The organism is Salinispora cortesiana (genome assembly GCF_000484695.1).
In the GTDB taxonomy this organism is placed as follows: Bacteria; Actinomycetota; Actinomycetes; order Mycobacteriales; family Micromonosporaceae; genus Micromonospora; species Micromonospora cortesiana.
The window spans coordinates 31,980-58,535 of record NZ_AXVR01000006.1; the positions used below are offsets into that span (position 1 = coordinate 31,980).

Sequence of the window (26,556 nt, forward strand, 5' to 3'; positions counted from 1 at the left end):
GCCAACCAACGTGCCTCGCCCCCTCCGCGTCGCCATCGGCGGCATCCACATCGAATCAAGCACATTCTCACCCCACCTGAGCACCGCCGACGACTTCGAGGTCACCCGGGAGGAGGCGTTGCTCGCGCGATACGCCTGGCTCTCGCCCACCCAGCCGTGGGCCGCTGACGTCGAATGGATACCACTCGTGCACGCCCGGGCCCTTCCCGGCGGTGCCGTGGACGCCGAGACGTACGCGCAATGGGCCGCGGAGATCGTGGAGAAGCTCGCCGCAGTCGGCCCACTGGACGGCGTCCTGCTGGACATTCACGGTGCGATGAGCGTGGTCGGCCGGTCCGACGCAGAGGGCGACCTGGTCACCGCCATCCGGTCGGTGATCGGTCCCGAGCCGTACATCTCGGCGGCGATGGATCTGCACGGCAACGTCTCACCGGTGCTCTTCGACGCCTGCGACCTGCTCACCTGCTACCGCACCGCCCCACACGTCGACGTGTGGGAAACCCGGGAGCGTGCCGCACGCAACCTCATCGAGGCGTTACGCCGTGAGCGACGTCCGCACAAGGCGCTGGTCCACGTGCCGATCCTGTTGCCCGGCGAGATGACCAGCACCCGCGAGGAACCGGCCCGGGGACTCTACGCACGGATCCCCGAGATCGAGGGCCGTGCCGGTGTGGTCGACGCCGCGATTTGGATCGGGTTCGCCTGGGCCGACCAGCCACGCTGTCAGGGCGCGGTCGTCGTCACCGGCACCGACGCCACCGTCACCGCCGAGGCGGCCCGCGAACTCGGCGGGCACTTCTGGGCGGCCCGGGACGAGTTCACCTTCGTCGCTCCCACCGGCTCGATGGACGAGTGCCTCGACACCGCCCTGGCCGCCGTCGCCGATCAGGCGAAGCGGCCGTTCTTCATCAGCGACTCCGGCGACAACCCGGGCGCCGGCGGCGCCGACGACGTCACCTTCGCCCTCGACCGGATGTTGGCCCGCCCCGAGATCCGCGACGGCTCGCGTCGGGCCGTGTTCGCCTCGCTGGTCGACCCGCAGGCGGTAGCGCTTGTCGCCGACCAGCCGGTCGGCTCTCCGGTCCGGGTGTCGGTCGGCGGGCGGATCGACTCCCGGCCCCCGGGCCCGTTGGAACTCGACGGGATTTTGGAAGCGGTCGCCGACGATCCCGACGGCGGGCGATGCGTCAGCGTACGGGTCGGCGGGCTCAGCATCTTCGTCACGTCCCGCCGGATGCAGTACCGGCTACTGGCGTCGTATACCCGGCTGGGGGTCAGGGTCGACGAGGTGGACGTGGTCGTGGTGAAGATCGGCTATCTCGAGCCGGAACTGTTCGACGCCGCCGGAGACTGGCTGCTCGCCCTGACTCCGGGTGGTGTCGACCAGGACCTTGCGCGGTTGCCGTACCAGAACGTGGTGCGACCGGTGTTTCCCCTGGACCGTGACTTCGCGGCGGACCTCGCCGTGGTTGTCGGATGAGCGGCGTGATCCAGCCCGAAGGCCGTTGCGTCCTCGCCGTCGACGTCGGCGGGACGACCATCAAGGCGGCGGTGGTCGGCGAGGACGGCCGATTCCTGAGTTCCCTGACCGCGCCGTCGCAGGCGGACGACGACCCGGTCGAGGCGATCCGGTCGCTGTGCCGCGAACTGCGCGCGCATGCGCTCTCGCTCGGCAGCACACCCGCCGCGATCGGCGTGGTGACGCCCGGCCTCGTGGACGAGCGGGACGGAGTGGTGCGGTACGCGGCAAACCTTCGCCTGCGCGACGTGCCACTGCGCGCCCTCGTCAGCGGCGACCTCGGACTACCCGTGGTGGTCGGGCACGACGCGCGGGCGGCCGGCATCGCGGAGGCCACGGCGGGCGCGGCCGTCGGGTTGGACAACTTCCTGCTACTGCCGCTGGGCACCGGCATCGCCGCGGCGGTGGTGGTCCATGGTGTCCCCGTGGCCGGCGCGACCCGCGCGGCCGGCGAGGTCGGCCACATGCCGGTCTATCCGGGCGGGGAGCCGTGCAGTTGCGGGCAGCGGGGATGCCTGGAGGTGTACGCCTCGGGCGGCGGGATGGCACGTCGCTATGCCCGGCGCGTCGGCACCTCGGGGGCGGACAGCCAGGCCATCGCCGACGCGGTGGCCACCGATCCGCACGCCCGTGCTGTCTGGAACGACGCCACCCAGGCGTTGGGAACCGCCCTGGCCACCCTCACCCTGGCCCTCGACCCGGCCCGCGTCGTGTTGGGAGGTGGGCTCGCCGAGGCAGGCGCACTCTTCCTCGACCCGGTGCGCGAGGCCCTGCACGGCGCCCTCGCCTGGCGGAACCCGCCCCCCGTGCTGCGCTCCGCCTTCGGCGCCCAGGCGGCACAGGTCGGCGCCGCCATCATGGCCCGGCGGAAGGCCGGGCTGTCCGTTCCCGACGGCTGGGGTGCGCCCGACCTCGTGCCGCCTGCCGCATGAGAGTTGCCACGGCCGGGCTCACCGGTCGTGGCACACCGTCCGGACACCCACGTGCTCCGGTAAGTCGGGTAGCCGGGTATGTACCGTTAAGGGAATTTATATCCCGTTTGGGGGTTTAGATCGCCTTAGTGTCCTTGTGAGGCGTGGTTCGGGTTTAGCTCGGGACGGTTGCTACCGCCTTCCGGTAGCCGAGGAACACTACCCGGTCTGCCCTCGGGGCGGCGGAGTTCCTCGCCGTTCACGGGGAAGGACACCGAGATCGCGATGAACCATCAGGACCATACCCGGGGGTACGAACCGGTCCGGCCCGACGAGGGCCGGCCGAGGTCACGGTGGCGGTGGTGGGCTGTGGGGCTGGCTGGTATGACCGGCCTGGCTCTCGCCACCATAGGTGTCGCCGCCCCGGCCGCGGACGCGGTCGGACGCCCGCTCACCTCCGCCGACGAGCAGCCCTCCGCCGACGAGCGCCGCAGCGGGGGTGAGTCCGGTAAGGGCGAGTCCGTCAAAGGTGAGTCCGGTAAGGGCGAGCCCGGCAAGGCCGAGTCCGGCAAGGGTGACCCTGGCAGAGGCGAGTCCGGCAGGGGCGAGTCCGATAAGGGCAAGGGCAAGAAGGAGCCGAAGCCGAAGGGCGTTCCGGTCCCCTGTGACGCGGACAAGCTGATCGCCGCGATCACCCTGGCCAACGCCCGCGGCGGCGCCGTGCTCGACCTCGCCAAGAAGTGCACCTACCTGCTCACCGCCACCATCGACGACGGCGCCGGCCTGCCGGTTGTCACCGCCCCCATCACCCTCAACGGCGGCAAGCACACCACCATCAAACGTGCCGCCGGTGTGGAGGAGTTCCGCATCGTCACCGTCGGCACCGGCGGTGACCTCACCCTCAACCACCTGACAATCACGGGTGGACAGACCGACGGCGACGGCGGAGCAATCCTGGTCAACGCCGGCGGAGCGTTGACCACCAACCACAGCACCGTCACCCGCAACATCGCTGGCAGCGACGGCGGCGGAAGCAGCGGCGGTATCGCCAACAACGGCACCACCACCATCAAGCACTCCACCGTCAGCCGTAACACTGCGGCAACCGCCGCTGGCGGCATCGGCAACACCGGTCAACTCGTCATCAAGAAGTCCTCCGTCACCACGAACGCGGCCAACGCCATCGCGGGTGGGTTCGGGGGAGGTGTCGGTAGCTTCCCCGGTGGCACCACGGTCGTGACTGGCAGCACCATCAGCGGTAACCGCGCCGGCGAGGCTGGTGGAGGTGCCGGCGGCTTCGACGCGAACGTCACCGTCACCAACACCGCCATCACCGGTAACCGAGCCAGCAACGGCGGCGGGGTCTTCGCGGAGGGGGGTATGCTGGCCCTGCGCCACGTCACGGCCACCAACAACACCGGCACGTTCCAGGGCGGCGGCCTCGCCCTCCGATCCCTCAACGCTGCGACCGTGGCCACGGTCGAGGACAGCACAATCGCGCACAACGTCGGTACTCAGAACGGTGGAGGAATCGTCAACCTCGAGATCTCCTTGGCCTCCTCCACAGTCGACGTGCGGAACACCCGCATCACGGCCAATCAGGCAACATTTGGCGGCGGAATCTACAATATCGGCGTTGACGCCACGGCCACGCTCACCAACACGAAAGTCATCAAGAACATCGCCACCAGCAACGGCGGGGGCATCCTCAACTCGGGAACGGTGAACCTGAACACGGCCACCGGTACCGTCGTGGTCAAGAATCAGCCGAACAACTGCGTCAACGTGCCCGGCTGCGTCGGATAGCGGCCTGATCGCGTTGGGCTTGGAGGGCCCGTTCCTGCCGGCATGTGGTGGGAACGGGCCCTCCGGCATCACGTGCTGCCAGCCACGTGCGGATCACCATGGGAGATCGCGCGACATCCGTTGGACGCCGCCGGCGGTGTGGCTGGCCGTGGTGCTGTCGGCTTCGCCATTGGTGTCATGGTCGTCACCCAGAGTGGATGCAGTCGGCTGGATTGGCGTAGGGGCTACTGGGGAAGTGGGTTCGCCACGTATACGCCCTTGCCCTGCCGGCCGTCGATCAACCCTTCTGCCTTGAGGAGAAGCATGGTGGCGCGGATGACCGTGTTGCTGACCTCGTAGTGCTCGCACAGGGCAGCGAAGGAGGGCAACTTGTCGCCCGGCTTCAACTGGCCGGAGTCGATCTGCTCCCGGATATCCCTGGCGACCTTCAGGTATGCGGCTTCAGACATCGGTGGTGCTCCCAGCTTGGCGGCTGGTGTAAGCGAATCACACCGCAGCCTCGACCTACAACGCTATGCGTCCTTGGTTATTGACCCTGCGCACATTGCGTCCTAAGTTGTTGGTGGGGCTACCGAGCTTGGCGGCCGGCTGTCCCGCCGTGGGCGCTCCGTCCCGAAAGAGAGTGGTCGGGTGCCCGCGGCTTTGTCAGGGCATCGGCGGGAGGCAGGGTGACCGACGATCGTGGAACCGGTGGCTACCGACGGCGAGTCCCCTACGACGAGTACGTCCTGGCGGTCGCGTTGACCCTCGCACGTCGGCATCGGCCGGTCTGGTGTTGGCGGCGCTGGCGGAGGGTCTGCCGGTGCGGAGGAGAACTGCCGTGTCGTGCCCGACACCGGATTCCGATCAATCGCGGGCACTGGCCAGCGGAGGGAGAGTAGTGAGCGACGGGCCGGAGCAGCTTATTCTCACGGCGCACCTCCGAGGACGCGACGGCATGTGTGTCGGCTGCCGGGCGTGGTGGTCGCGGTTGGTGCCGTACCCGTGTTGGCAGGTGGACTGGGCGACCAGTCGGCAGGCGCGCACGAGCGTCGCCCGGTTCCTGGGCGGCGTGCGGTGACCACCTCGTGTGCCTCGACAGCACGGTCCATGCGTGTCCGTAGGTCAGAGCCGTTCATGGCGCTGCCCCTTCACCAAGTCCGAGGTGGGGGCCATCCGCCGTACGAACTCGGGAGAGGTCGTCGCGGTAGCGGGTGGCGAAGCCGCCTGGGCCGCGGAGGTGGCGGTACCCCACCACCGCATCGGCTGGTCGGTCCGGTCCAGGGACGGCCGGGTGTGGTCAGGCATCGCTGGTGCCAGGGCGTGCGTGTGACACTCGACCCCGTGTTGACCCAGGCACGGTCTCGGGAGGTTCGTTCGGTTGTCGACACGGTCGTCGAGTGGGCGGCCGAGCGCGCGGAAGTACGCGGGGTGCTGGTTGTCGGCTCCTGGGCGCGCGGGACCGCGCGGATGGACTCCGACGTCGACGTCGTGGTGCTGACGGGCAACGTCCACTATTCCGTGGCGGGAGTGTGGACCGGTCTGCCCGGCGGCGAGATGGTCCGGTCGGCCGAGTGGGGCCCGCTCCGGGAGATCCGCGTGCGACGGCCGTCGGGGTTGTTGGTCGAAATTGGCGTCACGCCGGTGAGCTGGGCCGACACCGACCCGGTCGACGCGGGCACACACCGGGTCATCGATGACGGGCACCGAGTCGTGCACGATCCGGCAGGTGTGCTGGCCCGGCTGTCGGCCGCGTGCGAACCCGAGCGGCGGTACCCGGGCCTCAGACCGTGACCGTCGGCGACAGGGCAGACGGTTCGCGGATGGTGCTGACCAGCACGGCACGTGTCGGTGCCGTGCTGGTCGCCGTGCGGTGGCCCGAGGTCAGTACGACTTCTCCTGGCCGAGCACGTGCTGGGCCACGAAGTTCAGGATCATTTCCCTGGTGACCGGGGCGATCCGCCCGGCCCGCACCGCCCCGAGCAGCGTCGCCACCCCGTACTCGGTGGTCATGCCGGCCCCGCCGTGGGCCTGCACCGCCGTGTCCACGGCCAGTGCCGCCGCCTCCCCGGACGCGTACTTCGCCATGTTGCCGGCGACTCCCGCCTCCAGGTCCCGCCCGGCGTCGTAGAGCACCGCCGCCTTCTGGACCATCAGCCGGGCCAACTCCACCTGCACCGCCGCGTGCGCCAGGGGATGCGATACGCCCTGGTGCGAGCCGATCGACCGTCCACCCCACACCTTCCGGGTCGCCGTGTACTCCGAGGCGCGTTCGAGCGCGTACCGGCCGGACCCGATGCTCATCGCGCCGATCGTGATCCGCTCCGGGTTCAGCCCAGCAAAGAGCGCCGGCAGGCCGGCGTCCACCGACTCGCCGACCAACGCCTCCCTGGGCACCCGTACGTCATCGAGGTAGAGCAGGAACTGGTCCTCCGGGGAGAGGATCTCCATGTCCAGCTTGGAGTAGGTCAGCCCCGCCGCGTCGGTTGGTACGAGGAACAGGGCCGGCTTCAGTTTGCCGGTCGTGGCATCCTCGGTCCGCGCCACCACCAGCACGTGCCCCGCCTGGTCGACGCCGGAGATGTAGCACTTGCGGCCGGAGATCACCCAGTCGTCGCCGTCGCGGCGGGCCACCGTGCCGAGCCGGTGGAAGTTCGACCCGGCCTCCGGCTCGGTGATCGCGAAGACGATCCGCTGGGAGCCGTCAGCGAGGCCGGGCAGGTGGCGCTTGCGCTGCTCCTCGGTGCCGTGTCGGTTGATGATCGTCGCGACGATGGCGGGGGAGACCACCAGCAGCAGCAGCGGGCACCCGGCCGCGGCCAACTCCTCGCAGACGATGGAGAGTTCGGTGATGCCGCCGCCCCCACCGCCGTACTCGGTCGGGATGTTCACGCCGAGGTAGCCCAACCCGCCGGCCTCGTCCCACAGTTCGGTGGTGCGTTCGCCGGCCTTGGCCTTCTCGACGAAGTACCGGTGGCCGTACCGCTTGCCCAGCGCCCGTACGGCGTCACGGAGCTGGTCCTGCTCGGGGGTGAGGTCGAAGTTCATGACTGTGCCTCCTCGTCGGGGTTGACCACGGCCAGTACGGCGCCGGTCTCGACCTGGCCGCCGGCGGGTACCGGCAACTCGGCGACCACGCCGTCGGTGGGGGCGAGTACGGGGTGTTCCAGCTTCATCGCTTCCAGGGTCAGCAGTAGGTCACCGGCGGCGACCCGCTGGCTGAGCTCGACGTGCACGCGGGTCACCGTGCCGGGAAGTGGCGCGAGCAGCGACCCGGCCGCCAGTTCCGCGCCCGGTAGCGGGAAGCGTGGTAGCTCGGTCAGGCCCAGCGCGCCGTCCGGGCTGTCCACGAAGACCTCCGGGCCCACCCGGTGTACCCGGTACGTTCGCCGCACCCCGGTGACATCCAGCACGACCCGGTCCGGGTGCGCCTCGACCAGGGTGAGGGCCGGCGCCCCGCCGGCCGGGAAGGCGGCGTCGCCGGCAGCGGGCGGGTCGTCCCCCGGTGCCACCGACCATTCGGCGAGCGCGCCTCGACGGTCCAGGCGGTACCGCACCTCGATCTCCCCGCCGTCCGGGCCGGCGTAGCGCGTGACCTGTGGGAAGGCGGACACGTTGCGCCAGCCTGAGGGGAGCCCGGCCAGCACCGGGGCGCTGGCGCGGCGGTCGGCGGCCGAGGCGAGCGCCGCCGCCACCGCGGCCACCGGCAGCTCTTCCGGGGGAAGCAGCGGCGCGAAGACCTCCGGGTGCCGGTCCAGGAAGCCGGTGTCGATGTCAACAGCGGCGAACTCCGGACTACGCAGGATGCGTACCAGCAGATCCCGGTTGGTGGCGACGCCGTGCAGCTCGGCCCGCGCCAGCGCGCCGGCCAGCGCGCGGGCCGCCTCGTCCCGGGTGGGCGCCCAGCTGATCACCTTCGCGAGCATCGAGTCGTAGTGGACGCTCACCACCGAGCCATCAGTCACGCCCGAGTCCAGCCGCAGACCCGGCCCGGTCAGCGGCCCGAACTCGGTGGCCACCGCGGGAACCGTGAACCGGTGCAGGGTGCCTGTTGCCGGCCGGTACCCCTGGGTCGGGTCCTCGGCGCAGAGGCGCACCTCGATCGCGTGCCCCGTGGTCGGTGGCGGCGTGGTGATCGGCAGCGGTGCGCCCTCGGCGACGAGCAGTTGCAGGCGGACCAGGTCCAGGCCGGTGGTCAGCTCGGTCACCGGGTGCTCCACCTGGAGGCGGGTGTTCATTTCCAGGAAGAAGATGTCACCGTCCGGGGCGAGTAGGAACTCGACCGTGCCCGCGCCGACGTAGTCGACCGCCCGCCCGGCGGCCGTCGCCGCCTCGTGGAGTCGCTGACGCACCTCGGGTGCGAGGACGCCCGGCGCCTCCTCGACGATCTTCTGATGGCGGCGTTGGATCGAGCAGTCCCGCGCGCCCAGGGCCGTCACCGTTCCGAACCGGTCGCCCAGGATCTGCACCTCGACGTGCCGGCCGCGTTCGACGTACCGCTCGATGAAGACCGTGCCGTCGCCGAAGGCGGAGGCCGCCTCGCGGCGTGCGCTGGCGACGGCATCGGCGAGTCCGTCGGCGGCGCGGACCACACGCATGCCCCGTCCACCACCTCCGGCGGATGCCTTCACCAGCACCGGGAAGCCGCTGACCTGGTCGGGTTCGGTCCAACTGGGCAGTATGGGGACGCCGGCCTCGGCGAGCAGTGTCTTCGCCGCCAGCTTGTCCCCCATCGCGGCGATCGCCTTCGCCGGTGGCCCGACCCAGGCCAGCCCGGCGTCGGTGACCGCCGTGGCGAACTCGGCGTTCTCGGCGAGGAAGCCGTAGCCCGGATGGACGGCGTCCGCGCCGGCCCGCCGGGCCGCGGCCAGGACGAGGTCGATCCGCAGGTACGTCTCGGCGGGCGTGTTCCCGGGCAGCCGGACGGCGTGGTCGGCCTCGGCGACGAAGGGCGCGTCGGCGTCCGCATCGGAGTGCACGGCGACCGTCTCGATCCCGAGTGCCCGGCAGGTGGTGAAGATCCGGCGGGCGATCTCGCCCCGGTTGGCGACCAGAAGTCTGCTGATCATCCGCGCTGAGTCTCCTTCGTTCGCGACTACGGGCCCGGCCTGACTGTGCGGTTCGCGCCTCACATCCGGAAGACGCCGAAGCCGTCGGCGCCCCGCACCGGCCCGGTGTGGATCGCCGACAGGCAGAGCCCGAGGACGGTACGGGTGTCCCGGGGATCGATGACCCCGTCGTCGTAGAGCCGGCCGGAGAGGAAGAGTGCCCCGGACTGGGACTCGATCTGCTGCTCGACCATCGTTCGCATGGCGGCGTCGGAATCCTCGTCGTACTCCCGGCCCTTCGCGGCGGCGGCCTGCCGGGCCACGATGGAGAGCACCCCGGCGAGCTGGGTCGGGCCCATCACCGCCGATTTCGCGTTCGGCCAGGTGAACAGGAACCTCGGTTCGTAGGCTCGGCCGCACATGCCGTAGTTGCCGGCGCCGTAGGAGGCGCCGAGGTTGACCGTCAGGTGCGGCACCGTCGAGTTCGACACCGCGTTGATCATGAGGGCGCCGTGCTTGATGATGCCGCGCTGCTCGTACTCGGTGCCCACCATGTATCCGGTGGTGTTCTGAAGGAAGATCAGCGGGGTGTCGGCGGCGTTGGCGAGCTGGATGAACTGGGCCGCCTTCTGCGCCTCCGCGTTGAACAGGACACCGCGGGCGTTGGCGAGCACACCGACCGGATAGCCGTGCAGCTCGCCCCAGCCGGTGACCAGCGCGGTGCCGTAGGTCGGCTTGAACTCGTCGAACTCGCTGCCGTCCAGCACGCGGGCGATGATCTCGCGCGGGTCGAACGGCACCTTGAGGTCGGCGCTGGCGATACCGAGCAGTTCCTCCGGGTCGTACCGCGGCGGCCGGGGGGTGGCCGCGCGGGGCGGTGGCCCCGCCTTGCGCCAGTTGAGTCGGCGTACACACTGCCGGGCCAGTCGGATGCCGTCCCGCTCGTCCTCGGCCAGGTAGTCGGCCAGTCCGGAGGTGGTGGCGTGCATGGCGGCGCCACCCAGCGACTCGTCGTCGGCGTCCTCACCGGTGGCCATCTTCACCAGCGGTGGCCCGGCCAGGTAGACCTGCGATCGGTCGCGGATCATGATGACGTGATCGGACATGCCCGGCACGTACGCACCGCCGGCCGTGGCGTTACCGAAGACCACGCTGACCGTGGGGATGCGCTCCGCCGAGAGCCGGGTCAGGTCGCGGAAGACCCGCCCACCCGGGATGAAGATCTCCGCCTGGGTGGGGAGGTCCGCGCCGGCCGACTCGACCAGGTTGATCATTGGTAGCCGGTTGGCCAGGGCGATCTCCCCGGCCCGCCGGGTCTTCGCCAACGACCACGGGTTGACCGCGCCGCCGCGTACCGTCGGATCGCTGGCAATGATCATGCACTCGACGCCCTCGACCGGGCCGATGCCGGTGACCACGCTGGCACCGACCGGGAAGTCCGTCCCGTACGCGGCGACCGGAGACAGCTCCAGGAACGGGGCATCCGGGTCGAGCAGCAGCTCGACGCGCTCCCGGGCGAGCAGCTTGCCGCGCTTGCGCTGTCGGGCGCGGGACTTCTCGCCGCCACCGTCGCGGGCCTGGTCCAGCGCGGAGTCCAGTTCGGCCAGCCGGGCCAGCAGCGCCTCCCGGTTCTCCTCGAAGGCCGGTGCGGCCGGGTCGAGCACGCTGTCGAGTGTGGTCACAGCCCCATGCCCTTCGCGATGATCTCGTTCATGATCTCGGTGGTGCCGCCGCCGATGCCGAGGATGCGCTGGTCGCGGTAGTGCCGCTCCACCTCGGCGTCGCGCAGGTAGCCGAAGCCGCCGTGGAGCTGCAACGCCGCGTCAACCACCTCGGCGCAGGCGGCGACGGCGGTGTTCTTGGCCATCGCGACCTCGGTCATCTCCGCCTCCCCGGCGGTGACCCGGGTCGCCACGTCGAGCACGTAGGAGCGGGCCGCCTCGGCGCGGGTGTGTAGCTCGGCGAGGCGGTGCCGGACGAGCTGCCGGCTCGCCAGCGGGCGGCCGAAGGTCTCCCGGTCCCGGCACCAGCCCAGCGCCAACTCCACGCAGCGCTGCGCCGTCGCGTACGCCTGGGTGGCGAGGGAGATCCGCTCGGCGGCGAAGTTCTGCATGATGGCGAAGAAGCCGGTGTTCTCCGCGCCGACCCGGTTGCCCACCGGCACCCGAACGTCGGCGAAGGAGAGCTCGGCGGTGTCCGAGCAGTGCCAGCCGAGCTTCTCCATCCGTCGGCCGACGGTGAAGCCCGGCAGTCCCTTCTCGATCACCAGCAGGGAGACGCCCCCCGCGTCCGGCCCGCCGGTACGCACGGCGGTGGTCACGAAGTCGGCCCGGTGCCCGCTGGTGATATACGCCTTGGCCCCGTTCACCAGGTAGTGGTCGCCGTCGCGGCGGGCGGTGGTGCGCAGCCCGGCCACGTCCGAGCCGCCCCCCGGCTCGGTGACCGCCAGCGCGCCGATCATCGTCCCGGCGAGGGTCGGTCGGACGTAGCGCTCGACCAGGTCGTCGCCGGCGGCCGACTCAGTTCCCGTGCCGGCGGCGGCCACCAGGTGCGGCAGGGCGATCCCGTGCGTGAAGAGCGCCGCCACCAGCCCGGAGGAGCCCCCCGACCTGATGATCTCCTCGGTGACGACGACCGAGTCCAGCAGGTCGCCACCGCTGCCGCCGACCTCCTCGGGGAAACCGATGCCGAGCAGGCCGACCTTTGCGGCCGTGGCGTGCAGCTCCCGGGGGACCTCGCCGGCCCGCTCCCAGTCGTCGAGGTGCGGCAGCACCTCCTTGGTCATGAACGTTCGGGTCAGCTCGCGGAGCTGTCGACGTTCCGGGGTGTTGATGGTGGTCATGCTGCCGCCTCCGGGGTCAGCTCGGCCGGAACCTCAACCACGCGGGAGCGGAGCAGCTCTCCCAGCGCCTTTGCCTGCGGGTCGAAGCGGGTCGTGGCCGCCACCCCCGCCCCGAGCAGCCCCCGGATCATGAAGTTGACGGCTCGCAGGTCCGGCAGCTCGTACCGCTGCACGGTCAACGGGGCGGTCTCCGGCAGCAACTCGGCGAGGCGCGCCACGGTCAGCCAGCCCCGCAGCCACGCCCAGGTCGCGTCGGTGCGGGCCCAGACCCCCAGGTTGGCGTCGCCCCCCTTGTCCCCCGACCGCGCTCCGACCAGCTCCCCGAGGGGCCGGCGTCGGGTCGGGTACGCCGCGCGGCCCGGGCCGGACACCGGTGCCCCGGCCGGGTCCGCCGTGCGGCCCGCGCTGGACACCAGCGTCCCGACCGGGGCCGGCTGCGTCCGCGGCGGCGGGGAGATCGGTACGCGGGTGCCGTCGGGCAGGACAGCCACGTGCTCGACAGCGTCCTGCGCGACCGTGTCGGCGGTGAAGACCCCGTACGGCGTCGCGTCGCCGGGTGGTGTGGTCAGCGTGCACCCCGGGTATGAGGCCAGCGCCAGCTCCACCGCCGCGGCGGAGAAGGCGCGCCCGGCCCGGGCCTTGTCCCCGTCGCGTAGGTGGACGTGAAGCAGGGCGCTCGCCGGCTCGGTCTCCGAGGCGTCGGGGTGGTCGGTGCGGGCGAGGACGAACTCCAGTCCCTCCTTGCCGACCGTCTCCGCCAGCTGCCCCCGGACCAGGGCGGCCTTCGCCGGGATGTCCAACCCGCAGAGCACGAAGGTCATCGAGTTGCGGAAGCCGCCGAGGTTGTTGACGCCGACCTTGAGCGTCTCCGGTGGTGGTGTCCCGCGGACCCCGGACACCCGGACCCGGTCCGGCCCGTCCGGGTCGAGGCGTACCGAGTCCAGCTGGGTGACCACATCCGGCCCGAGGTAGGCCGGCGCGCCCACCTCGTACAGGAGTTGGGCGGTGACCGTCTCGACGGTGACCGCGCCCCCGGTGCCCGGGTGCTTCGTGAGCACCGACGAGCCGTCGGCGTGCAGCTCGGCGAGGGGGAAGCCGGGCCGGTGCCCGCCGTCCGGCAGCTCGGTGAAGAAGCTGAAGTTACCCCCGGTCACCTGCGCGCCGCATTCGAGCAGATGCCCGGCGACGGTCGCACCGGCGAGGGCGTCCAGGTTGTCGCGGCCCCAGCCGAACCGGGCGATCGCCGGCCCGACCACCAGGGAGGCGTCGGTGACCCGCCCGGTGACCACCACGTCAGTGCCGGCGTCGAGCACGGCGGCGATTCCGAACGCCCCGAGGTACGCGTTCGCGGTCAGCGCGTCCGGCCGGGGAAGGGAGTCGCCCTCGACGTACCCGACCTTGAGGTCAAGCCCGAGCCGCTCGGCGAGGGAGCGGACGGCGGCGGCCAGCCCCGCGGGGTTCAACCCGCCGGCGTTGGTGACGATCCGGACGCCGCGTTCCCGTGCGGTGCCTAGGGTCCCTTCGAGTTGGCGCAGGAACGTCCGCGCGTAGCCGAGGTCGGGGTCGCGCATCCGGTCCCGCCCCAGGATGAGCAGGGTCAGTTCGGCGAGGTAGTCCCCGGTGAGCACGTCCAGGTCGCCACCGTCGAGCATCTCCTGCCAGGCGGAGAAGCGGTCGCCGTAGAAGCCGGAGGCGTTGCCGACCCGCAGGGCGGCGCCCGTGCCGTTGCCGGCGTTCGTGCCGTTGCGGGCGTTCGTGCCGTCGCCGGTGCCCATGCGGTCGCCGGTGCTCATGCGGTCGCCGGTGCTTTCGGCGCCCGGCCAGCGCCGGGCGGGCCGGCGAAGGCCTGGGCCACGTCCAGCCAGGCCTCGGCGACCGGCCCGGTCGCGGTGAGGGCGAGATCGGCGCGGTGCCGGCGTTGGGTCACCAGCAGGCAGAAGTCCAGCGCCGGCCCGGTGACCCGGTCGGCGGCGTCCGCGGGACCGTAGGCCCAGGTCGCGCTGGCGGTGTCGGCGCTGGTTGGTGGTCCCGTCAGTTCGAGTCGCACCGGTGCGGTCGGCAGCGGGCGACCGTGTGCGGCGAAGGAGTGCGGCAGTGTCCGGAAGCCGAGGTGCGCGATGTGCCGCAGCCGTGCCGTGGCCGGCCGGGTGACCCCGAGTGCGTCGGCCACGTCCGCGCCGTGCGCCCAGGTTTCCATGATCCGCGCGGTAGCCATCGACGCGGGCGACATCCTGGTGCCGTACCAGGGGAGCTTCTCGCCAGCCGGGGTGGCCGTGAGGGCGGCGGCGAGCGCCGTCCGACCGGTGCGCCAGCGGGGCAGCAACTCGGCCGGTGCGGCGAGGAACTCCTCTGCGCCCGCGTCCACCAGCCGGGCCGGGTCGGCTGCCGTGGTGACGGAGGCGTAGAACGCGTCGGCGTCCGTCGCGGCGAGCTGCGCGGCGTGGTCCGTCCAGGCCAGGTGCGCGATCTGATGGCCGATCGTCCAGCCGGGTGCGGGCGTGGCGCGGGCCCACTCGGCGGTCGACAGTGGTGCCACGAGCGCGTCCAGTTCGGCTGACTCGGCGGCGAGATCGGTCAGCAGGTCCGTCAGGTTGACCATGGTGCCTCCGGGGGAGTCGGCGGTGGTGCGGGACGGGTCAGGGGGCGAGGAACTCGGTGAGTTGGCGTTTCCAGGCGGTGAGCAGCGCGGTGCGCCGGGCGGAGTCGTCGTTGAGCAGGTTCGCTACGCCGAGGCCGCGGAGCAGGTCGAGGGTGGCCTGCACCGCCTCCCGCACACCGGGTCGGCGCTCGTCGACCTCGAGCAGGGCGACGGTCAGTCGGTGCATCTCCCGGCCGAGCCGGGCCTCCAGCGGCACCAGCGCCGTCCGTAGTTCGCGGTCGGTGCGGGCGGCGACCCACAGTTCCAGGGCGGCGATGAAGAGCGGTCCGGTGAAGGCCGCGGCGAGCAGATCAACCACCCGGTCCAACCGCTGTGGGCCGGCGGGCAGGGACTTCGCCTCGACGCGCAGCTCCTCCGCGCGCCGCTCGGCGAGGTGCGCGACCGCGGCGGTGACCAGGGCTGCCTTGGTGGGGTAGTGGTGTAGTTGGGCGCCCCGGGACACCCCGGCCCGGGTCGCTACGACGGTCGTCGTGGTGCCCGACCAGCCATGCTCGACCAGGCACGCCACGGTGGCCTCGAGCAGTCGGGCCTGGGTGGCGCGACTGCGCTCCTGCTGGGGTACGCGGGTCGATGTGCCGGACACGGGCTCAGCGTGCCGTCCCCAAAACAAACAGTCAAGCCTGACTTTTTTAGGGCGAGAAAAACGGCGGCCGGCGAACCGGCCGCCGTTGCAGCGGTAGCACCGTCCCCGTGGATTCGGATCGACGGGTGGGCGGGCGGTCAGACGCGGGCGCGGCGAGCCAGGCGCTCCGGGTCGAGGATGATGATGCTCTTGCCGTCCAGGCGCAGCCAGCCCCGCGAGGCGAAGTCGGCGAGGGCCTTGTTGACCGTCTCCCGGGAAGCGCCGACGAGCTGGGCGATCTCTTCCTGGGTCAGGTCATGGGTCACCCGCAGCACCCCGCCGTCCCGGGTGCCGAACCGTCCCGCCAGCTGGAGCAGGTTCTTCGCGACCCGACCGGGCACGTCAGTGAAGATCAGGTCGGCCAGCGAGTCGTTGGTCCGCCGCAGTCGGCGGGCGAGCACCCGCAGCAACTGCTCAGCGATCTCCGGCCGGTTGTTCAGCCAGGGGCGCAGCGCCTGCTTACGGAGCCGCACCAGGCGGGTGTCGGTCACCGCCGTCGCCGTCGCCGTCCGGGGCCCCGGGTCAAAGAGCGACAACTCGCCGACCATGTCCGAAGGGCCCATGACCGCGATCAGGTTCTGTCGCCCGTCGGCCGCCCGGCGGCCGACCTTGATCTTGCCAGAGAGGAGGATGTACAGGCTGTCACCGGGCTCGCCCTCGTTGAAGACGACATCGCCCTTGCGGACCTCGATCGTCTCCATCTCCTTGGCCAACGCCTCGGCAGCCTCCGGGTCGACCCCCTGGAAGATCCCACTCCGGGCCAGTACCTCGTCCATCGCGCACCTCCGCCTGCGCGTGCCGTCCGTCGGCGGGTCCGCCGTCCGCTTCTCCCTCGCGCTCGGTCAGTCTAGGCGCACGTGCGCGGATATTCCGAGGTGCACCCCGGGAAACGTGATCGTTGGGCGTAACCTGCCGGCCGTCGTCAACGTTTACGATACCGCGCCGCACCAGGTGAGATGTGCCGGGCGCGGGAACAGGCCGTAGGGTCGCCCCGTGCTGAACGAACCGTCACTGTCTACCCGTCGCGAGGACGGGCGGGACCTCCCGGTGCTGGTCTGGCGAGCCGAGCGGCCGTTACTCAGCGCGAGTTCAGCGGCGCTCGGCGGCGGGCTGGGCGTCCGGAGCTGGGTGATCAACGCGACCGTCCCGATGTCGTACGACCGGCACGACCCCGTCGAGCACCTGGCCGAACTGGCCGCGGGGTTCGGTCTCGACGGCCCCGGAGTGGGGCTGCTGACCGGGGTGGACGTCGCGAAGGTGGTGGCCCGAACCGACACCGGAGTACGGGTCTGGACGACGGTCGGGCTCGGCGTTCCGATCTGGGCCGCCGCCCCACCCGAACCCGCCCCAGTCGAGCGCACCCCGGCCCCGGCCCCGGCCGAGCGCACCCCGGCCGAGCCCGCCCCGGTCCCGGCTGCACCCGGCGCGGGCGGTCATCCGGTCGGCACCGTCAACACCGTGGTGTACGTGCCGGCCCGGCTCAGTCCCGCCGCCCTGATCAACGCCGTGGCGACCGCCACCGAGGCGAAGGCGCAGGCCATCGCCGAGCTGGGAATGCCCGGCACCGGCACCCCGACCGACGCGGTCGTCGTCTGCTGCCCGACCGAGGGGCCCGAGGCGCCGTACGGTGGCCCCCGCTCCACCTGGGGCGCACCGCTGGCCCGGGCGGTGCACCGTGCGGTCCTGGCCGGGGGCGCCCGACCGGTGCGGCCACGGTCGCAACGGCCGGCCAGATGAGGTGCCACCAATCGGCCCTCGTCGGCTGGGCGCGGGCCCGGTAGGGTCGCGGGCGATGCGCGCCCACCGCAACACATTGACGTTCGCGACCCATGCGCGTCGGCTCCTGTCGGCCGGCGCGCTGCTCGCCGTGCTGGTTGTCGCCGGTTGCGGCGCGGTTGGCTCCGGTGCGACCGGGCCCGGCGGGGCCTGGCAGCCCGGCGCCGGCAGTGGCACCCCCGCCCCCTCCGCCTCCCCCACCGAGGCCGCCGCGGTCTCCCTCACCGCCACCGGCGACATCCTCCTGGGCAACGCCCCGGACCGGCTGCCCCCCAACGGCGGCGAGGGCTTCTTCGACGAGGTGCGCCCGGAGCTCGCCGCCGACGTGGTGATGGGCAACCTGGAGGAGCCGCTCACCGTCGACACCGGGACCGGCAAGTGTGGCGAGGACTCCACCAACTGCTACCAGTTCCGGGCCCCACCGGAGTACGCGGCGCACCTGCGCGACGGCGGGTTCAACCTGCTCAACCTGGCCAACAACCACGGGAACGACTTCGGCGCGAAGGGCCTCGAGAACACCCGGCAGGCGCTCGAACAGTACGAACTGGCGCACACCGGGGCGCCGGACCAGATCACCGTCGTCGACGTACGCGGCGTCCAGGTGGCGGTGGCGGGCTTCTCGTCGTACGCCTGGTCGAACCCGCTGACCGACATCCCGGCGGCGGAAAGGGTCATCACCAAGGCCGCTGAGCAGGCGGACCTGGTGGTGGTGCAGGTGCACATGGGCGCGGAGGGGGCCGACAAGACCCAGGTCAAACCGGGTACCGAGCGGTACCTGGGGGAGGACCGGGGTGACCCGGTCCGGTTCGCCAAGGCCATGATCGACGCCGGGGCGGATCTGATCGTCGGGCACGGCCCGCACGTCCTGCGGGGCATGGAGTTCTACCAGGGCCGGCTGATCGCGTACAGCCTGGGCAACTTCGCCGGCGGCGGGAACACGTTCAACCGCAGCGGCAAGCTCGGCTGGGGCGGCGTGCTCAAGGTGTCGCTGCAGCCCGACGGCACCTGGGACGGTGGGTCGTTCGCCTCGACGTACCTGAACGGGGCGGGTCTGCCGGCGATGGACCCGGACGACCGGGGGCTGGGGCTGGTGCGCGAGCTCAGCGCTGCGGACTTCCCCGAGACCGGTGCGGTCTTCGACGACCTGGGAAAGATCAGCCCGCCGCAGCCGAGCTGATGGTCGACGCCGTCGCGTGGGCACGAAACGGTCACCGGCGGCCGGCGACGTAGGCTGGCCGGCGTGACCATCAGCCTCAGGGAGACCGACCTCGGTCGGATACGCCGCGCCCGACGGATCGGGCGGGTGCTGGCCGACACCCACCCGGACGCGCACTGCGAACTCGACCACTCCAATCCGTTGGAGCTGGCCGTCGCGACGATCCTCTCCGCCCAGTGCACGGACAAGCGGGTCAACGAGGTCACCCCGAAGTTGTTCGCCCGCTACCCGCAGGCGGCCGACTACGCCGGCGCCGACCGGGCCGAGTTGGAGGAGCTGATCCGGTCCACCGGCTTCTACCGCAACAAGGCAGACTCCCTGATCCGGCTGGGGCAGGGGCTGGTCGAACGGCACGACGGCCAGGTTCCCGGGAAGCTGACCGACCTGGTGTCCCTGCCCGGAATTGGCCGCAAGACGGCGAACGTCATTCTCGGCAACGCGTTCGACGTGCCGGGAATCACCGTCGACACACACTTCAACCGACTCGTACGGCGGTGGGAGCTGACCACCGAGACCGATCCGGTCAAGATCGAGCACGCGATCGGGGCGCTCTATCCGAAGCGCGACTGGACAATGCTGTCGCACCGGATCATTTTCCACGGGCGCCGGGTCTGCGCGGCCCGAAAACCGGCGTGTGGCGCCTGCACCCTGACCAAGCTCTGCCCGTCCTACGGGACCGGGCCGACCGATCCGGCGGTGGCCGCGCGGCTGCTCAAGGGTCCCCGGGCCCGGGAACTCGCGGTGGCCGCCGGCGTTGATCCGGAGCTGGTGCCGGTCCCGGACGGGGCGGTGGAGGCGCCGTGAGGAAGTGGCTCGTCGCCCTGGCCGTCCCGGCGGTGCTGGCGGTGGCCGGCTGCACCGACGCCGGGCCGGAGCCGGCCCCCATCACCCGGGATGAGGCGGCGCAGAGCCGGCCCTCCCCGTTCGCGGACTGCTCCGGCCTGACCACCGACCGGCCCAGCGCCCCACCCACCACCCCGGCCCCCGGCGGCACGCCCCTGCCGGAGCTGACGCTGACCTGCTTCACCGGTGGCGCTCCGGTCGATCTGCGCCAGATCCAGGGCCCAGCCGTAATCAACCTCTGGGCCTCGTGGTGTGCCCCCTGCCGGGCCGAGCTGCCCGCGTTCCAGCGGCTCAGCGAGCGGGCCGAAGGGCAGCTGACGGTCGTCGGGGTGAACATGCGGGACACCCGCAGCGGCGCCCAGTCGATCGGTGAGGACTTCGGGGTCCGCTTTCCCAGCCTGATCGACCAGGGTGAGTCGCTGCAACGGGCGTTGGGACGCAAGGCCATCCCGATGACCGTCCTCGTTGACGCGAACAGCCAGATCCGGCACGTCGATGTCTCCGGGGCGCTCGACGACGCCCGCCTCGCCGAGCTGGTCCGGGTGCACCTGGGCGTGGCGGTGCCGGAATGAGCCGCCCGGACCTCGCCCGCAACCCGGGTGCGGCGGTGGCCTGATGAGTCGGCAGCCGCCGCCCTGGCTCGACCCGCTGCTGACCCGGCTGGGCAGCGCCCGGACGGAGGACTTCACCCGGCTGGCCACCCCGAGCAGCGGTGGGCGGGAAAGCGCCGTGCTGGTGCTGCTCGGCGAGGCTCCCGGCACCGGCCCGGACGTGCTGATCCTCCAGCGAGCCGCCACCCTGCGTAACCACGCGGGGCAGCCGGCCTTTCCCGGTGGCGCCGCCGACCCGGAGGACGCGGACGCCTCCGCGACCGCGCTCCGCGAGGCGAACGAGGAGGTTGACCTCGACCCGGGAACCGTAACCGTCCTCGCCGAACTGCCGAAGCTGTGGATTCCGGTCAGCGACTTCGTGGTGACCCCGGTGCTCGGCTGGTGGCACGCGCCCCACCCGGTGCACCCCCGGGAGCCGGCCGAGGTGGCGCACGTGGCCCGGATGCCGATCACCGAACTGGTCGACCCGGAGAATCGGCTGCGCGTACGCCACCCGAGTGGCTGGACCGGCCCGGCCTTCTCCGCCCGCGGCATGCTGGTGTGGGGATTCACCGCGGGGGTGCTCTCCGCCCTGCTCGACATGGGGGGCTGGGCCCGCCCGTGGCGCCCAGGGCAGGTGCTGGACCTTCCCCCGGTGGGCGCCGACCCGGCGCCCTCGGCCGGGACTGATGCGGCAGACGAGAGCGCTCCGCACTGACTCCGGTGACCTTGCGTAGCGGCAGCAGCCGTCCCGTCGGCCCGGGCCCCGTAGGCTGGACACGTGTCCGCCGTGGATCTCGTACTGCTCCTGCTCATGCTCGTGTTCGCGATCAGCGGATACCGCCAGGGCTTCGTCACCGCCGTGCTGTCGCTCTCCGGGCTCTTCCTCGGAGCGCTGGCCGGCCTACAGCTCGGCCCCCGGCTCGCACAGCAGTTCCTGGACAGTGGCACCCGGGTGTTGGTCTCGCTGGTGGCGATCTTCGGGCTGGCGGTGGTGGGGCAGGCGCTCGCCGGCTGGCTCGGTACGCGCCTGCGACGCACGATCAGCAGTGACTTCGGGCGGCAGGCGGACGACATCGGCGGCGCCTTCGTCTCGCTGTTCGCCGTGCTCCTGGTCGCCTGGCTGGTCGCGGTCCCGCTGGGCTCGTCATCGCTGCCCTGGCTGGCCTCCGCGGTCCGCAACAGCGCGCTGCTCACCGTGGTGGACCGGGTCCTGCCCGACCAGGCACAGGAGCTCTCCACCGCGCTGCGGGAGACCGTCGACACCAACGGCTTCCCGGACGTCTTCGGTGACCTGGCGCCCACCCGCGCCCGGCAGGTCGCCCCGCCCGACCCCGCCCTCATCGGATCGCAGGTGGTGGCCAACAGTAGAAGCTCCGTGGTCAAGGTGCTCGGCTCCGCCCCGAGCTGCTCCCGCCGCCTGGAGGGCTCCGGCTTCGTCTACGCCGACGACCGCGTGATGACCAACGCGCACGTGGTGGCCGGAACCCGCTCCACCGTCGTCGAGCTCAACGGCGAACGGTACGACGCTCGGGTGGTGGTGTACGACCCGGACCGGGACCTGGCAGTCCTGCACGTCCCGGGCCTGCCCGGCCCGTCGATGCGCTTCGCCGCCGGCAACGAGGGCAGCGGCGCGGACGCGATCGTGCTCGGCTTCCCGCTCGACGGCCCGTACAACGCGCAGTCGGCCCGGGTTCGGGAGGTTGACGAGATCACCGGCCCGGACATCTACTCCAGCGGGAACGTGACCCGGGAGGTCTACACCATCCGGGCCCTGGTGCAGAGCGGAAACTCCGGCGGCCCGTTGGTCTCCACGAACGGCCTGGTGCTCGGGGTGATCTTCGCGGCGGCGGCCGACGACCCGAACACCGGCTTCGCGGTGACCGCGGCCGAGGCCCGCTCGGTCGCCTTGGCCGGAGCCGAACGCGTGCGCGGCGTCAGCACCGGCGAGTGCACCTGAGCGGACGGCCTGCTTCCGCGGTGGCACTCTGCCTGGCCCCTGAGCGGCTCAACGATGGTGCGGTGGGGTGGCCTGCCAAACCGTGAACACTGCGGCGGTCGCGGCCACCACGGCCGTACCCAGCAACCATCCAGCAACCACGTCGCTGCTCCAGTGCACGCCCAACGCCACCCGGCTGAATCCGGTCACCACGGCGAGGAGGAGTGCGGCGGCCCAGACCGCGTACCGCTCGGCGGAGCGGTCCGGCCGGGGTCGGAAGACCACCAGCAGTACGCCGGCGGCGAGCGTCGCGTTCAGCGCGTGCCCGGACGGAAACGCGAGCCCGACCGCCTGGGCCAGGGGGTTCGGGAACTCCGGCCGGGGACGCCCGACGAGCAGCTTGAGGAGCGGGCTCAGCAGCCCGCCGACCGTCATGGTGACGGCGACCCAGAGCGCCAGCTGCCGAGCCTGACGCCGGGCTAGCCAGCCAACCACCACCAGCGCGCCCAACCGCAGCGGCATCGGGGCGAAGACCTCGGTCCACACGTTCAGCGCCTCGGCCCACCCCGGATGCCGCAGGCCGTAGCCGACGAGCGCCTCGGTCACCGCCCGGTCCAGCCGCCGCAGCGGTGACCAGGACGCCAGCACCAGTAGCGCGAGTAGGAACGGCACCAGCACCAGGAACACGGAGACAACGGCGAGGGTCAGCCGCAACCCCAGCCCATCATTGGGGTGCAGGCGGCGGTTGCGCCACGACGGCCGGGCGGCGGTACCGAAGCCGGGCGCGCGCATTCCTCCGTCTACCCGGATCGCGACCGGGCATTCCGGTGTGGTGGACCTGCCCGGGCGCGGCGCCCCTACCGGCGGAATCGGCCCACTCTCCGAGCCCGGTCGGCGAACAGTGCGACGGGAAACGTCGGCCCGGACCGCGGCCACACCGACGTGGAGCCGCCCCCAGTTCCAGCCGACCACGGCTCCCACGGCTCCCACGAGGCAGCTGGGACAGCTGGGATGAACTCGAGCCCGGCCGGCTCGGTGTCCGCGCTGGCCGCGCTCGGTGCCGGCCCGAAGCCGACCACCCCCGGCGAGGACTGGTCGTCCAGCGGGTTGAACCCGACCGGCTGCACGTCGGCGGTCAGCGCCGCGACCGGGTCGATCAGCCCGTATCCGAAGCTGTCGTCTCGCCCGCTGGGGCCGATGTCCCGAGCGGTGCGCAGCATTCGATTGATCACGTCGCCAGCGCGCATCTCTGGATACCGGGCCCGGATCAGCGCGGCGGTGGCCGAGACCAGTGGCGTGCCGAAGCTGGTGCCCTGAACCCGCCAGTACCCGTCCGGTGGCCGCGCGCCCACCAGGCCGGTCGCGGGCGCGGTCAGCACCGTTTCCCGGCCGGTGATCGCGCCGGACCAGAGCTTCTCACTGTCCCGCTCCAGCCCGGAGACCGCGACCACCCCCGGCTCCCGGGCCGGGTACCAGACGGTGTCGGAGTTCGAGGCGGTCTCGTTGCCGGTGCAGGCGACGACCACCACGTCCCGGGCGAACGCGTAGTCCAGCGCGGCGGCCAGAGCCGGGCTGGCGCTGCTGCCGCCGAGCGACAGGTTGATCACCCGGGCGCCGTTGTCAACGGCCCACCGTACGCCGTTCGCCACGATCAATGCGTCGTCGTAACGGTTCTCCGCGTCCAGGACCCGTACCGGCAGGATTCGGGCCTCGGGGGCGAGGCCTACCACCCCACGGCTGTCGTCGTGGCGGCCCGCGATCAAACCGGCCACGGCCGTGCCGTGACCCACCGGATCCGGGTCGGCGGTGCCCGCCGGCTCGACTAGGTCAAGACCGGGTAGCACCCGGCCAGCCAGATCCGGATGGCTGGGATCCACACCGGAGTCGATGACCGCCACCACCACCCCGGCCCCGGTCGAGGTGCGCCACGCCGTGCTGGCGCGCAGCGCGTCCAGCTGCCACTGGTCGTCGCGAACCTGGTCGGCGGAGCGCTCGGTCTGCTCCGCCAGGATTCGGCCAGCCGAGTGGCCGGGGCCCCCGGCGGCGAGCTGCCCAATGTGGCTGGGGAGACCGGTGCTGACCTGTCCGGTGTGCGGGATGCCGGCGACCGGCACGGCGACCACGACGGCGACCGACGTCAGCGAGAGCCACACCCGCCTGGCCCCCCGGCGAGCGGCGGACCTGCTACCACGCCGTACCCCGGTCACATCCTTGACCATTCGCGTTCGACCAACCTAGCCATAACGTTCGGAGGTTACCGGTTCCCGCGGCCCGGCAGGTAGGTTCCGGCAACATCGGCCACGACGGCGGCTGGTGCTCACCGTTGTCGGTCGGCAGAAACGAACGGGCCCGGGGGCTGCTCGGTTGAGCGCCCCCGGGCCCGCCGGTGGCTGGGGTCAGTGCGCGGAGTCGCCGTGCTCCGCGGCCTCCCGGCCGCGCCGGATCGACGCGACGATCTCCTCCTCCGCCTCCTGCCGGCCCACCCAGGTGGCGCCCTCGACGGACTTGCCGGGCTCTAGGTCCTTGTACACCTCGAAGAAGTGCTGGATCTCCAGGCGGTCGAACTCGCCGAGGTGGTGGATGTCGCGGAGGTGCTCCTGACGCGGGTCCTCGTACGGGACGCAGAGGACCTTGTCGTCGCCACCCTTCTCGTCGGTCATCCGGAACATGCCGATGGTGCGGCACCGGATCAGGCAGCCCGGAAAGGTCGGCTCCGGGACCAGCACCAGGGCGTCCAGCGGGTCGCCGTCCTCGCCCAGGGTGCCCTCGATGAAGCCGTAGTCGGCTGGGTACTGCGTGGAGGTGAAGAGGGTGCGGTCCAGCCGGATCCGACCGGTCACGTGGTCAACCTCGTACTTGTTGCGGTGACCCTTCGGGATCTCAACCGTGACGTCGAAATCCATCTGCACGCTCCTCGTCTGCCCACGCTGGCATTGACCGACGGCGTCCGTCGCCGGACAGGTGGAAACCCCGCCCGCCGGTCCGGTCGCCGCATAGTCTTCGGACCGAAGTAGTGTCACCCAAGCAGGTTCCGCGGGGCGAGGAGGGGGCCGTGGGGAGGGAAGATTCACACTACCGTCCGGAGCAGAGTACTGGACGGGAGACCGGTAGATCTGCTCACGGCAGTGCGGTTGGGCGGGTGTCGGTGCCCGAGGCCCACCCCGACAACCGGCTCACCGGACCGGAACAGGGAGCGCCGCCGGATCGAGTCGGTCCGACCGGGCAGCCGCCGGCGGCATCCGCCGACAGCGGCAGCCACGCCCCCGTACCGTCCGGTTCGACCTCGCCCGGTCGGCCTCGGCGCTGGCTACTGCCGGCCGTGCTGGCCGCGGTGGTGCTCCTCGCGCTGGCCGCGGTCGGGGTCACCGTGGTGTGGTCGGGGCCGGCGGCCGAGTGGCGTGCCGGCGAGCAGCCCGCCGCCCAGCCGCCACCGGCGGTGCTGACCGCGGCCGACCAGAACGCGCCCGAACCCGCCGCCGCCGGAGTGCGCGCTGTGCTTGACCCGTTGGTCGGCTCCGCCGCGTTGGGTGACCGGGTCAACGTCTCGGTCACCGATGTCGCGACCGGGTCGACCCTGTATGACCAGGGCGCTGATATCGGCACCGTGCCCGCCTCGGTGACCAAGCTGGTCACCGCCGCGACCGTGCTCGCGGCGCGCGGCCCAGGCCACCGGATCCCCACCCGGGCTGTCGCCGGGGCGGCCCCTGGCGAGGTCGTGCTCATCGGTGGGGGCGACCCGACGCTCGCCGTGGACGACACCGGCTTCTACCCGGGCGCGGCGCGCCTTGATGAGCTGGCCGCGCAGGTCAAGGCCGCGCTCGGCGGCGTCGCCCCGACGCGGGTCGTGGTCGACTCGTCGCTGTACTCCGGGCCGGTGCACGCGCCCGGCTGGGACGACGACATTCCCACGGGCGGGTACGGCTCGGCGATTACCGCACTGATGACCGATGGCGCCCGCAGTGACCTCGAGCAGGCGAAGCGGGACCACGACGACGGCGCGCACGGTGCCGAACGGGTAAAGGAGCCGGACCTGCACGCTGGCGCGGCGTTCGCTCGGCTGCTGGGCGTACCGGAGGACGCGGTCAAGCGGGGCCCGGCGCCCGAGGCCGGAGCGGACGCCTCGGCGGGTGCGACGGCGGGTGCGCCGGGCGGCGAGCTGGGCGTGGTCCAGTCGCTGCCGATGGTGCGACTGGTCGACATCATGATCGCCGACAGTGACAACGTGGTGGCCGAGGCCCTGGCCCGGCAGGTGGCCCTGGCCCGGGGGCAGCCGGCGTCATTCTCCGGCGCGGGGGAGTCGATGGAGGCGGTCGCGGGGGAGCTGGGACTGCCGGTTGACGCGCTCACGCTCACCGACGGCAGCGGCCTGTCCCGCGCCAACCGGATCAGCCCGTCGCTGCTCACCGACCTGATCCGGCTCGCCGCCGACGGCAGCCGTCCGGAGCTGACGACGCTCTTCGGCGGACTGCCGGTCGCCGCCTGGTCGGGCACCCTCGCCGACCGCTACACCGATGTCGCGGCGCAGGCCGGCGCCGGGGCGGTCCGCGCCAAGACCGGCACGCTGACCGGAGTGCACGCGATCGCCGGGTTGGTGACCACCGCCGACGGGCGCCTGCTCACCTTCGCGGTGCTCACCGACCGGACACCCGCCGACGGGCTGGAGGCGACCCGGTTGGAGCTGGACCGGATCGCCGCGGCCCTCGCCGCCTGCGGCTGCCGCTGACCTCGGCTCGGCGCCGCTGCGGCGCGGAGGACGCGGAGGGGAGGGACCGGTTGTGACCGTCGTGGCCCCGGTCAGCGGGCGAC

General features: G+C 72.0%; 24 protein-coding genes. 12 read left to right on the plus strand and 12 right to left on the minus strand.

The genetic code is table 11. The annotated features are described in order from the left end of the window. Positions 1-10 precede the first annotated feature (10 nt). The 3 genes from K228_RS0104810 (at position 11) to K228_RS0104820 (ending at position 4,236) form a co-directional block, all read left to right on the plus strand. Positions 11-1,480, plus strand: coding sequence for a M81 family metallopeptidase (locus K228_RS0104810; RefSeq protein ID WP_025617393.1), 1,470 nt, complete (start codon positions 11-13; stop codon positions 1,478-1,480). Continuing rightward, positions 1,477-2,451, plus strand: a complete 975-nt coding sequence (locus K228_RS0104815; protein ID WP_025617394.1) for an ROK family protein — start codon at positions 1,477-1,479, stop codon at positions 2,449-2,451. The genes K228_RS0104810 and K228_RS0104815 overlap by 4 nt, the downstream gene beginning before the upstream one ends. 264 nt (positions 2,452-2,715) lie before the next feature. Then, positions 2,716-4,236 (plus strand): hypothetical protein, encoded by a 1,521-nt coding sequence (locus tag K228_RS0104820; protein ID WP_025617395.1) that lies wholly within the window; start codon positions 2,716-2,718, stop codon positions 4,234-4,236. 224 nt (positions 4,237-4,460) lie between these two features. On the opposite strand, the gene K228_RS0104825 is transcribed toward K228_RS0104820, so the two are convergent. After that, positions 4,461-4,685 carry a winged helix-turn-helix domain-containing protein gene (locus tag K228_RS0104825; protein WP_016818121.1) on the minus strand — a complete coding sequence of 75 codons (225 nt, stop codon included), beginning with the start codon at positions 4,683-4,685 and terminating at the stop codon, positions 4,461-4,463. Between the two features lie 203 nt (positions 4,686-4,888). Between K228_RS0104825 and K228_RS0104830 the strand changes: the two genes are divergently transcribed. Continuing rightward, positions 4,889-5,296 carry a hypothetical protein gene (locus K228_RS0104830; protein ID WP_188116169.1) on the plus strand — a complete coding sequence of 136 codons (408 nt, stop codon included), beginning with the start codon at positions 4,889-4,891 and terminating at the stop codon, positions 5,294-5,296. Positions 5,297-5,538: 242 nt separating this feature from the next. Next, complete coding sequence (locus K228_RS0104840; RefSeq protein WP_025617396.1) at positions 5,539-6,009, plus strand: nucleotidyltransferase domain-containing protein; 471 nt, start codon at positions 5,539-5,541, stop codon at positions 6,007-6,009. A gap of 90 nt (positions 6,010-6,099) precedes the next feature. On the opposite strand, the gene K228_RS0104845 is transcribed toward K228_RS0104840, so the two are convergent. The 8 genes from K228_RS0104845 to K228_RS0104880 all read right to left on the minus strand — a co-directional run bounded on the left by K228_RS0104845 (position 6,100) and on the right by K228_RS0104880 (position 16,162). Continuing rightward, on the minus strand, positions 6,100-7,263 hold the full coding sequence (locus K228_RS0104845) for an acyl-CoA dehydrogenase family protein (RefSeq protein WP_012184746.1): 1,164 nt from the start codon (positions 7,261-7,263) through the stop codon (positions 6,100-6,102). Further along, on the minus strand, positions 7,260-9,284 hold the full coding sequence (locus K228_RS0104850; protein ID WP_025617397.1) for an acetyl/propionyl/methylcrotonyl-CoA carboxylase subunit alpha: 2,025 nt from the start codon (positions 9,282-9,284) through the stop codon (positions 7,260-7,262). The genes K228_RS0104845 and K228_RS0104850 overlap by 4 nt, the downstream gene beginning before the upstream one ends. Positions 9,285-9,343: 59 nt before the next feature. Then, positions 9,344-10,945, minus strand: coding sequence for an acyl-CoA carboxylase subunit beta (locus K228_RS0104855; protein WP_025617398.1), 1,602 nt, complete (start codon positions 10,943-10,945; stop codon positions 9,344-9,346). Next, on the minus strand, positions 10,942-12,105 hold the full coding sequence (locus K228_RS0104860) for an acyl-CoA dehydrogenase family protein (protein ID WP_025617399.1): 1,164 nt from the start codon (positions 12,103-12,105) through the stop codon (positions 10,942-10,944). The genes K228_RS0104855 and K228_RS0104860 overlap by 4 nt, the downstream gene beginning before the upstream one ends. After that, a complete protein-coding gene (locus K228_RS0104865; RefSeq protein ID WP_025617400.1) occupies positions 12,102-13,880 on the minus strand; it encodes an acyclic terpene utilization AtuA family protein in 1,779 nt (592 codons plus the stop codon). The genes K228_RS0104860 and K228_RS0104865 overlap by 4 nt, the downstream gene beginning before the upstream one ends. Positions 13,881-13,894: 14 nt before the next feature. Beyond that, positions 13,895-14,704, minus strand: a complete 810-nt coding sequence (locus K228_RS0104870; protein WP_025617401.1) for a TIGR03084 family metal-binding protein — start codon at positions 14,702-14,704, stop codon at positions 13,895-13,897. A 37-nt stretch (positions 14,705-14,741) separates the two neighbouring features. Then, positions 14,742-15,347 carry a TetR/AcrR family transcriptional regulator gene (locus K228_RS0104875; RefSeq protein WP_025617402.1) on the minus strand — a complete coding sequence of 202 codons (606 nt, stop codon included), beginning with the start codon at positions 15,345-15,347 and terminating at the stop codon, positions 14,742-14,744. A gap of 137 nt (positions 15,348-15,484) precedes the next feature. Next, positions 15,485-16,162: a Crp/Fnr family transcriptional regulator gene (locus K228_RS0104880; RefSeq protein WP_018222205.1), complete on the minus strand. Its 678-nt coding sequence runs from the start codon at positions 16,160-16,162 to the stop codon at positions 15,485-15,487. A gap of 217 nt (positions 16,163-16,379) precedes the next feature. Here K228_RS0104880 and K228_RS0104885 point away from each other — a divergent pair, with 217 nt between their 5' ends. From K228_RS0104885 to K228_RS0104910, 6 genes are all read left to right on the plus strand, one after another. Further along, on the plus strand, positions 16,380-17,123 hold the full coding sequence (locus tag K228_RS0104885) for an adenosylcobinamide amidohydrolase (RefSeq protein WP_025617403.1): 744 nt from the start codon (positions 16,380-16,382) through the stop codon (positions 17,121-17,123). A gap of 55 nt (positions 17,124-17,178) precedes the next feature. Next, positions 17,179-18,339, plus strand: a complete 1,161-nt coding sequence (locus K228_RS0104890) for a CapA family protein (RefSeq protein ID WP_025617404.1) — start codon at positions 17,179-17,181, stop codon at positions 18,337-18,339. 63 nt (positions 18,340-18,402) lie between these two features. Then, entirely contained in the window at positions 18,403-19,182 is a 780-nt protein-coding gene (gene nth / locus K228_RS0104895; RefSeq protein ID WP_025617405.1) for an endonuclease III, read from the plus strand. Then, the gene (locus K228_RS0104900) at positions 19,179-19,793 is read left to right on the plus strand and encodes a TlpA family protein disulfide reductase (protein WP_025617406.1); all 615 of its coding nucleotides are present in this window, start codon (positions 19,179-19,181) and stop codon (positions 19,791-19,793) included. Before nth ends, K228_RS0104900 begins: the two co-directional genes overlap by 4 nt. A gap of 43 nt (positions 19,794-19,836) precedes the next feature. After that, the gene (locus K228_RS0104905; protein WP_025617407.1) at positions 19,837-20,529 is read left to right on the plus strand and encodes an NUDIX hydrolase; all 693 of its coding nucleotides are present in this window, start codon (positions 19,837-19,839) and stop codon (positions 20,527-20,529) included. A 63-nt stretch (positions 20,530-20,592) separates the two neighbouring features. Beyond that, positions 20,593-21,771, plus strand: a complete 1,179-nt coding sequence (locus tag K228_RS0104910; RefSeq protein WP_025617408.1) for a MarP family serine protease — start codon at positions 20,593-20,595, stop codon at positions 21,769-21,771. Between the two features lie 48 nt (positions 21,772-21,819). Here the strand turns inward: K228_RS0104910 and K228_RS0104915 are convergent, their stop codons facing one another. The 3 genes from K228_RS0104915 to K228_RS0104925 all read right to left on the minus strand — a co-directional run bounded on the left by K228_RS0104915 (position 21,820) and on the right by K228_RS0104925 (position 24,653). Then, the gene (locus K228_RS0104915; RefSeq protein WP_025617409.1) at positions 21,820-22,542 is read right to left on the minus strand and encodes a phosphatase PAP2 family protein; all 723 of its coding nucleotides are present in this window, start codon (positions 22,540-22,542) and stop codon (positions 21,820-21,822) included. Positions 22,543-22,607: 65 nt separating this feature from the next. Further along, complete coding sequence (gene mycP, locus K228_RS0104920; protein WP_025617410.1) at positions 22,608-23,969, minus strand: type VII secretion-associated serine protease mycosin; 1,362 nt, start codon at positions 23,967-23,969, stop codon at positions 22,608-22,610. Between the two features lie 177 nt (positions 23,970-24,146). Next, positions 24,147-24,653, minus strand: coding sequence for an inorganic diphosphatase (locus tag K228_RS0104925; RefSeq protein ID WP_018222215.1), 507 nt, complete (start codon positions 24,651-24,653; stop codon positions 24,147-24,149). A 236-nt stretch (positions 24,654-24,889) separates the two neighbouring features. Here K228_RS0104925 and dacB point away from each other — a divergent pair, with 236 nt between their 5' ends. Then, positions 24,890-26,473, plus strand: a complete 1,584-nt coding sequence (gene dacB / locus K228_RS0104930) for a D-alanyl-D-alanine carboxypeptidase/D-alanyl-D-alanine endopeptidase (RefSeq protein WP_425414496.1) — start codon at positions 24,890-24,892, stop codon at positions 26,471-26,473. Positions 26,474-26,556: the final 83 nt, after the last annotated feature.